We start from the raw sequence: 245 nt of genomic DNA on the forward strand, positions 1-245 counted from the left end.
GGAAAACATTTGTTGTTATGGGCGTTGCGAACCAAAGAAGTATTGCGTGGGGAATTGCTCGCTCTTTGCATAATGCAGGTGCAAAATTAATATTCACATATGCAGGAGAACGTTTAGAAAGAAACGTTCGTGAATTAGCGGAAACATTAGAAGGACAAGAATCACTTGTATTACCTTGTGATGTAACAAATGATGAAGAACTTACAGCTTGCTTTGAAACAATCAAGCAAGAGGTTGGTACAATT

Annotated in this window: 1 pseudogene; it reads left to right on the forward strand. The window is 38.0% G+C overall.

Going from position 1 to position 245, the window contains the following annotated elements:
• A pseudogene (gene fabI / locus SB658_RS26650) lies at positions 1–245 on the forward strand (enoyl-ACP reductase FabI); the annotation flags it as partial.

Origin of the sequence: Bacillus sp. SIMBA_008 (genome assembly GCF_046535495.1) — a bacterium.
Lineage (GTDB): Bacteria > Bacillota > Bacilli > Bacillales > Bacillaceae > Bacillus > Bacillus subtilis.